Source organism: Streptomyces sp. NPDC000941 (assembly GCF_053599555.1).
The window spans coordinates 1-8,251 of the sequence record NZ_JBSFMM010000343.1; the positions used below are offsets into that span (position 1 = coordinate 1).

General features: G+C 72.7%; 5 protein-coding genes and 1 pseudogene. 1 reads left to right on the plus strand and 5 read right to left on the minus strand.

Annotated elements, in window-relative coordinates:
* Window positions 1–2,124, plus strand: a 2,124-nt coding sequence (locus tag ACWDSL_RS50165) for a nucleotide-binding protein (RefSeq protein ID WP_450496058.1), incomplete at its 5' end; no start/stop codon positions are given.
* Between the two features lie 117 nt (window positions 2,125–2,241).
* Here ACWDSL_RS50165 and ACWDSL_RS50170 read toward each other — a convergent pair.
* From ACWDSL_RS50170 to infB, 5 genes and pseudogenes are all read right to left on the minus strand, one after another.
* Window positions 2,242–3,225, minus strand: coding sequence for a bifunctional riboflavin kinase/FAD synthetase (locus ACWDSL_RS50170; protein WP_450496060.1), 984 nt, complete (start codon window positions 3,223–3,225; stop codon window positions 2,242–2,244).
* A 337-nt stretch (window positions 3,226–3,562) separates the two neighbouring features.
* Window positions 3,563–4,504 (minus strand): tRNA pseudouridine(55) synthase TruB, encoded by a 942-nt coding sequence (truB, locus tag ACWDSL_RS50175; protein ID WP_450496062.1) that lies wholly within the window; start codon window positions 4,502–4,504, stop codon window positions 3,563–3,565.
* Window positions 4,501–5,037 carry a 30S ribosome-binding factor RbfA gene (rbfA, locus tag ACWDSL_RS50180; protein ID WP_450496064.1) on the minus strand — a complete coding sequence of 179 codons (537 nt, stop codon included), beginning with the start codon at window positions 5,035–5,037 and terminating at the stop codon, window positions 4,501–4,503. Before rbfA ends, truB begins: the two co-directional genes overlap by 4 nt.
* Window positions 5,038–5,108: 71 nt before the next feature.
* Window positions 5,109–5,405 (minus strand): DUF503 domain-containing protein, encoded by a 297-nt coding sequence (locus tag ACWDSL_RS50185; protein WP_089510703.1) that lies wholly within the window; start codon window positions 5,403–5,405, stop codon window positions 5,109–5,111.
* Between the two features lie 123 nt (window positions 5,406–5,528).
* A pseudogene (infB, locus tag ACWDSL_RS50190) lies at window positions 5,529–8,168 on the minus strand (translation initiation factor IF-2); the annotation flags it as partial.
* Window positions 8,169–8,251 lie beyond the last annotated feature (83 nt).

An 8,251-nucleotide genomic window follows, 5' to 3' on the forward strand; every position in this document is an offset into this window, starting at 1 on the left:
TCCCCGGCGGCCCCCGGCCAGGCCCCGGCGGGCCCGCAGCAGGGCGGCTACGGCTTCCCCGGCCCGGCCGCCGGACCCGGAAACCCACAGCAACAGCCGCAAGGCCCGGGCGCGCAGGGACCGGCCGCACCCGGCCCGCAGGGCCCGCAGGGTGGCTACGGCTTCCCGCGCCCCGTTGACAGCACTCCGGTCGACGGCACCCCGATCCCCGGCACCCCTGTCCCCGGCACCCCGATCGCCGGGCAGGCCGTACCGCCCCAGGCCATGAACGCGCCTGGTCCGCACGGCGCCGTGCCGCCGGGCGGTCCGGCGCAGCCCGGTCCCGACAACCGTGGTTACGGATACCCGCAGCCCGGAGCCCCCGTCCCGAATCCCGCACAGCCCACGCCCCCGGCCGTCGGCCAGCCCCCGGCAGGCCCGCAGCAGGGCGGCTACGGCTTCCCCGGCCCGGCCGCCGGACCCGGAAACCCGCAACAGCCGCAGGGCCAGGGCCCGGGCGCACAGGGACCCAGCGCACCCGGCCCGCAGGGCCAGCCGGGCGGCTACGGCTTCCCGCGCCCCGCCGACGCGCCCCCCACCGGTGGCACCCCCGCCGCCGCGCAGACCGGGCAGCCCGGCCCCGCCGCGCCCGGCCCCCAGGCCGTTTACGGCTACCCGCAGCAGAACCCGCAGGACGGCTACGGCTACCCGCGTCCCGGCGAGGCCGCGAACACGCCAAGCAGTGACAACAACGACTCCCCCCTCGACCCGCGCACCGGCGGCTGGCCCGTCATCAACCCTGAGCAGCGGCAGCGCCCGGCGGGCGGCGCGGGGGCCCCGCTCGGCTACACCGCCGCGGTCGAGCTGTCCTCGGACCGGCTGCTCCGCGGCAAGCAGAAGCCCAAGAAGAACAACAACAGCGGGCCCTCGCGGTTCAAGATCGGTGGCAAGAAGGAGGAGGCCGAGCGGCAGCGCAAGCTCGAGCTGATCCGTACGCCCGTCCTGTCCTGCTACCGCATCGCGGTGATCAGCCTCAAGGGCGGCGTGGGCAAGACCACCACGACCACCGCCCTGGGCTCCACCCTCGCCAGCGAGCGGCAGGACAAGGTCATCGCGATCGACGCCAACCCGGACGCGGGCACGCTCGGCCGCAGGGTGCGCCGCGAGACGGGGGCGACGATCCGCGACCTGGTGACCGCGATCCCGTATCTCAACAGCTACATGGACATCCGGCGGTTCACCTCGCAGGCGGCCTCCGGTCTGGAGATCCTGGCCAACGACGTGGACCCGGCGGTCTCGACGACCTTCAACGACGAGGACTACCGCCGCGTCATCGACGTGCTGGGCAAGCAGTACCCGATCATCCTCACCGACTCGGGCACCGGCCTGCTCTACAGCGCCATGCGCGGGGTCCTCGACCTCGCCGACCAGCTGATCATCATCTCCACCCCCTCCGTGGACGGCGCCAGCAGCGCCAGCACCACCCTCGACTGGCTCTCCGCCCACGGCTACGCCGATCTGGTCTCGCGCAGCCTCACGGTCATCTCCGGGGTCCGGGAGACCGGCAAGACGATCAAGGTCGAGGACATCGTGTCGCACTTCGAGACCCGGTGCCGGGGCGTGATCGTCGTGCCGTTCGACGAGCATCTGGCGGCGGGCGCGGAGGTGGACCTGGACATGATGCGGCCCAAGACCCGGGAGGCGTACTTCAACCTCTCCGCCATGGTCGCCGAGGACTTCGCCCGCGCGCAGCAGGCACAGGGGCTGTGGACGGCGGACGGCAGCCAGCAGCCGCCGCAGATGGCTCCGCCGCTGCCGGGGCAGCAGCACGGCGACGCGTACGGGCAGCAGCCTCAGCAGCCGTACCCGCAGCAGCACCAGCCCCAGTACCCGGGACAGCCGGGGTACCCGCAGCCCGGTCAGCCCGGTCAGCCCGGTCAGCCACAGCCCGGGTATCCGCAGCCCGGTCAGCCCGCCCAGCCCGGTTACCCGGGTGCACCGCAGCAGGGCTGGCAGCAGCAGCCTCAGCAGCCCTATCCGGGCGCGGCGCAGCCGGGACAGCAGGCCCAGCAGCCGGGACAGCCCGGCCAGCCCGGGCAGCCGTGGCAGGGCTGGCAGCAGCAGCCGGGCGGGCCCCAGGGCTGAGCGCGGCGCCGGCGAGGCAGGTACGAAGACGCCGGGCGGGCTGGATGGATCCAGCCCGCCCGGCGTCTTCGTCTTCGTCGTCCGGTCGCCGCCTGGGCCGCCGCCGCGCAGGCAGCGTCAGCAGCTGTCGCCGACCCGGAAGGCGGCCTCGGGAGAGTCGGCGGCCTCGACCAGCTCACGGGCCCGCTTCACGTCGACCGCCATGCGCTCGAGCAGGGCCTCGATGGACGAGAACGTCTCCTGGCCGCGCAGATAGGCGAGGAAGTCCACCTCGACGTGCAGGCCGTACAGGTCCAGGCCCACGCGGTCGATCGCGTACGCCTCGACCGTGCGCTCCGTACCGTCGAACTGCGGGTTCGTGCCGACCGAGATCGCCGCCGGCATGGCCTCGCCCTGGGCGGTCAGCCAGCCCGCGTACACCCCGTCGGCCGGGATCGCGGTGTGCGGCAGCGTCTCCAGGTTGGCCGTCGGAAAGCCGAGCTCGCGCCCGCGCTGGGCGCCGCGCACCACCACGCCCTCGACGCGGTGTGGCCGCCCCAGGACCTCCACGGCGCCCGCGACGTCTCCCTCGGCAACCAGTCGGCGCACCAGGGTGGAGGAGAACGGCTCGCCGCCGCCCGCCGCCCCGCGCTGGTACAGGTCGACGAGCTCGACCTCGTAGTCGTACGTCGTGCCGAGCTCCTGCAGAAACGCGACGTTCCCGGCGGCCTTGTGGCCGAAGCGGAAGTTCGGGCCCTCCACCACGGCCCGCGCGTGCAACTTGTCGACCAGCACCTTCACCACGAAGTCGCCGGGCGACAGCCGGGAGAACTCCGCCGTGAACGGCAGGATCAGCACCGCGTCCACGCCAAGACCGGCCATCAGCTCGGCCCGCCGGTGGTGCGGGGCGAGCAGCGGCGGGTGGCTGCCCGGCCGCACGACCTCGCTGGGGTGCGGGTCGAAGGTCACCACGACCGCCGGTACGCCCAGCTCACGAGCGCGCGCCACCGTACGGCTGATGATCACCTGGTGTCCCCGGTGCACCCCGTCATAGGAGCCGATGGTGACGACGCTGCGTCCCCAGTCCTCGGGGATGTCCTCCAAGCCACGCCAGCGCTGCACTGTGCCCGCTCCTCGCCCGAACTCATGTCTGTCCACTTCGCAGGTCTAAGACTGCCATGTCGTCGGCGTGCGCTTCGCATCGGTCGGCACCACGAGCCGCCCGGACCGGCGTCCGTGCAGGTGACAGCGGTGCCCACACTCCGGAACGCGCCCCCTTCCACTCCCGCCAACCCTCCTGAGCGCCTGCTCGATGGGGTGAATTCGGGCGTTGGGGTGGACAGAGACCCTAGGGGGGTAAAGGGGGGCGCGACGCACCGCGGAACGGCGAAGGCCGCCCCGCGGTGCGGAGCGGCCCAAGGGGGCCACGCCTCGGGCAGCACCCCTGAGGCAGGCGGCCTCAGGCGAACACGGCCAGGCTCTTCGCCTTGCCCTCGTGCTCCTCCACCAGGGCCAGAAAGCGCCCCTCCGGACCGAAGACCGCCACCGGCCCGGTCTCCTCCCGCGCCGGCATGCCGATCCGTACGCCGTTGCCCAGCAGCCGGGCCCGGTCCTCGTCGACGTCCCAGCGCGGGAAGGCGGCGGCCGCGGCCTCGGCGATGGGCATGATCTGAAGGGACTCCTCCAGCTGCGGCAGCGTCCTGGCGGCGGCCAGCCCGTACGGACCGACCCTGGTGCGCCGCAGCGCGGTCAGATGGCCGCCGACGCCAAGACCGGCGCCCAGGTCGCGGGCCAGCGCCCGGATGTAGGTGCCCGAGGAGCACACCACGGTGACGTCCAGGTCGAGGACGGGGGTGCCGTCCTCCGCCTTGGCCTCGCGGTGCGCGTGGAGGATGAAGGACGACACGGTCACCGGCCGTGCCGGGATCTCGAAGTCCTCGCCCTCCCGCGCCCGTGCGTAGGAGCGCTTGCCGTCGATCTTGATCGCGCTGACCTTGGCGGGTACCTGCATGATGTCCCCGGTCAGCGCGGCAATCCTGGCCTTGACGGCCTCAACGGCCTCAACGGCCTCGACGGCGGTCAGGGCCGTCCCGGCGACGCCGGCGGAGGAGGTGATCTCCCCCTCCGCGTCGTCCGTGACGGTCGTCTGGCCGAGCCGGATCGTCGCCCCGTACTCCTTCTCGGTCAGCGCCAGATGCCCGAGCAGCCGGGTGGCCTTCTCCACGCCGATCACGAGCACGCCCGTGGCCATGGGGTCCAGCGTCCCGGCGTGGCCGACCCGCCGGGTCCCGGCGAAGCGGCGCATCTTGGCCACGACGTCGTGTGAGGTGAATCCGGCCGGCTTGTCGACGATCACCAGGCCGTCCGGGGCCGTGGAGCCGGCCCGTCCCTTGCGCGTCATGCGTCCGAGGAGCCCTTGCCATCGGTGCGGGCGCCGTCGCGGGCGCCGTCGGCGGCGCCCGGACCCTCGGCGGCCTCCACAGCCCCCGCGGCCTCCGCGGCCTCCTCGGGTTCCTCTCCGGGCTTCCGGTACGGGTCGGCGTCACCGGCGTACGTGGCGCCCGAGGACGCCTCGCGCACCTGAGCGTCCGCCGCCTTGGCCTTGGCGAGCAGGTCGTCGATCGTTCGGGCGTTGTCCGGCAGCGCGTCCGGGACGAACGTCAGGGACGGGGTGAAGCGCACTCCGGTCTGCCGGCCGACCTCGGACCGCAGCACGCCCTTGGCGCTCTCCAGAGCCGCCGCGGAGGCCGCCCGCTCCTCGTCGTCACCGAAGACCGTGTAGAAGACGGTCGCCTCCCGCAGGTCACCGGTGACCCGGGTGTCCGTGATCGTGACGTAGCCGAGCCGCGGGTCCTTGATCCGCCGCTGCAGGGTCTCCGCGACCACGACCCGGATGCGGTCAGCCAGCTTGCGTGCCCGCGCGGTGTCGGTCATGCGTCTTCTTCTCTCTTCTTCGGTTCGACAATCGATGGTCGGGGACGCTCAGCATTCATGCAGTCACACGGCTATTCATCGTGGCTGCCGTGGAACCGGCGCCGCACCGACAGCAGTTCCACCTCGGGCCGTGCGGCGACCCAGCGCTCGCAGCGGTCGAGTACGTCCGTCAGATGGCTCGCGTCCCCCGAGACCACCGCGAGGCCGATCTCGACCCTGCGGTAGAGGTCCTGGTCTCCGACCTCCGCCACGCTCACCGCGTAGCGGCGGTGCAGTTCGGCGACGATCGGGCGGACGACGGAGCGTTTCTCCTTGAGCGACCGAACGTCGCCGAGGAGCAGGTCGAAGGACAGCGTCCCTACATACATGCAGTCCGGGTCAAGCCACCCGTGGGGCCTTAGGTGTGCAGGCTCTTCGAAACCGTACACGCAATGGCCGGGGCCGATCGACGGAAATACTCCGCCGACCGGCCCCGGATGAGCAGCAGCGCGTCAGCCGCGCGGCTTCTCGCGCATCTCGTAGGTGGCGATGACGTCGTCGATCTTGATGTCGTTGTAGCTGCCGAGGTTGATACCGCCCTCGAAGCCTTCGCGAATCTCGGTGACGTCGTCCTTGAAGCGGCGCAGACCCTCGATGTTGAGGTTCTCCGCGATGACCTTGCCGTCGCGGATGAGGCGCGCCTTGGTGTTCCGCTTGACCTCGCCGGAGCGGATGAGAACACCCGCGATGTTGCCCAGCTTGGACGAGCGGAAGACCTCGCGGATCTCCGCCGTACCGAGCTCGACCTCTTCGTACTCCGGCTTCAGCATGCCCTTCAGGGCCGCCTCGATCTCCTCGATCACCTGGTAGATGATCGAGTAGTAGCGGACGTCCACGCCCTCGCGCTCGGCCATCTGCGTGGCACGCCCCTCGGCGCGCACGTTGAAGCCGATGACGATGGCGTCGGAGCCCGTCGCCAGGTCGATGTCGGTCTCGGTGACCGCACCCACACCGCGGTGCAGCACGCGCAGGTCCACCTCGTCGCCGACGTCGAGCTGGAGCAGCGAGGACTCCAGGGCCTCGACCGAACCGGACGCGTCGCCCTTGATGATGAGGTTGAGCTGCTGCACCTCGCCGGCCTTGAGCACCTTGTCCAGGTCCTCGAGCGACACCCGGCGGGTCCGCTTGGCGAAGGCCGCGTTGCGCTCACGCGCGGCGCGCTTCTCGGCGATCTGGCGGGCGGTGCGGTCCTCGTCGACGACGAGGAAGTTGTCGCCCGCGCCGGGGACGTTGGTGAGACCGAGCACCAGGACCGGGGTCGAGGGGCCCGCCTCGTCCAGGGCGTTGCCGTTGTCGTCGAGCATCGCCCGGACGCGGCCGTACGCGTCGCCGGCGACCATCGTGTCACCGACCCGCAGGGTGCCGCGCTGGACCAGCACGGTGGCCACGGCGCCGCGGCCGCGGTCGAGGTGCGCCTCGATCGCGATGCCCTGCGCGTCCTGGACGGGGTTGGCCCGCAGGTCGAGCGAGGCGTCGGCGGTGAGGACGACGGCCTCCAGGAGGCTGTCGATGTGCAGACCCTGCTTGGCGGAGATGTCGACGAACATGGTGTCGCCGCCGTACTCCTCGGCCACCAGGCCGTACTCGGTCAGCTGACCGCGCACCTTGGTCGGGTCCGCGCCCTCGACGTCGATCTTGTTGACCGCGACCACGATCGGCACATCGGCCGCCTTGGCGTGGTTCAGCGCCTCGACCGTCTGGGGCATCACACCGTCGTTGGCCGCCACCACGAGGATCGCGATGTCGGTCGACTTGGCACCGCGGGCACGCATGGCGGTGAACGCCTCGTGACCCGGGGTGTCAATGAAGGTGATCTTCCGGTCGTCGCCGTTGACCTCGGTGGTGACCTGGTACGCACCGATGTGCTGGGTGATACCGCCGGCCTCGCCCGCGATGACGTTCGTCTTGCGGATCGCGTCCAGCAGTCGGGTCTTACCGTGGTCGACGTGACCCATGACGGTCACGACCGGCGGACGGGAGACGAGCGCTTCCTCGCCGCCCTCGTTCTCGCCGAACTCGATGTCGAAGGACTCGAGAAGCTCGCGGTCCTCCTCCTCCGGGCTGACGATCTCGATGTTGTAGTTCATCTCGTCGGCGAGGAGCTGCAGCGTCTCATCGGCAACGGACTGCGTCGCGGTGACCATCTCGCCCAGGTTGAACATCACCTGGACCAGGGACGCCGGGTTGGCGTTGATCTTCTCCGCGAAATCGGTGAGCGAGGCACCCCGCGACAGCCGGACCGTCTGGCCGTTGCCGCGCGGCAGCATCACGCCGCCGATGGACGGGGCCTGCATGGCCTCGTACTCCTGGCGACGCTGCCGCTTCGACTTACGGCCACGACGCGCCGGACCACCGGGACGGCCGAAGGCGCCCTGTGTGCCACCACGGCCACCGGGACCACCCGGACGGCCGCCGAAGCCGGGACGGCCACCGCCGCCACCGAAGCCGCCACCGCCACCGCCGCCACCGGGACCACCCGGACGGCCGGCGAAACCGGGACGGGCACCGCCGCCACCGCCGCCACCGGGACGACCGGCGAAGCCACCGCCGCCACCCGGACGACCGCCGCCGCCACCGGGACGACCTGCGCCGCCGGGACCGCGACCGCCGCCGCCACCGGGGCCCGGACGCGGGCCCGCGGCGGGACGCTGCGGCATCATGCCCGGGTTCGGGCGCGGGCCGCCGCCGGGACGCGGGCCACCGCCCTGCGCGCCCTGCGGACGCGGCATCCCGCCCGGGGTGGGACGGGCCCCACCGCCGTGACCGCCACCGGGGCCGCCACCGGGACGCGGACCGCCACCCTGGCCGCCCTGCGGACGCGGACCGGCGCCGCCCTGGCCGCCGGGGCGCGGGGCGCCGCCGGGACGGGGCGCCTGCGGGCGCGCCATACCGGTGGAGCCGCCGGAGGTGAAGGGGTTGTTGCCCGGACGCGGACCGGCCGGACGGGCACCGCCCGGACGCGGGGCGCGCTCGCCGCCGGGGCGCGGAGCGCCGCCGGGACGGCCGCCCTGACCCTGGTCACGACCCTGTCCCGGGCCACCCGGACGGGCGCCGGGGCGCGGGCCGGGGGCACCGCCGGGCGGCGGCAAGGAACTGTCCCTCGCGGACTTCCGAGGCAGCATCGTGATCCTGGACTTCTGGACCTTCTGCTGTGTGAACTGCCTGCACGTCCTGG

What these genes read in the sequence shown, in the direction of transcription:
- truB (WP_450496062.1), bottom strand. Translation starts at nt 4,504, where the DNA reads ATGACGCGCAAGGGACGGGCCGGCTCCACGGCCCCGGACGGCCTGGTG.
- ACWDSL_RS50185 (WP_089510703.1), bottom strand. Translation starts at nt 5,405, where the DNA reads ATGTATGTAGGGACGCTGTCCTTCGACCTGCTCCTCGGCGACGTTCGG.
- rbfA (WP_450496064.1), bottom strand. Translation starts at nt 5,037, where the DNA reads ATGACCGACACCGCGCGGGCACGCAAGCTGGCTGACCGCATCCGGGTC.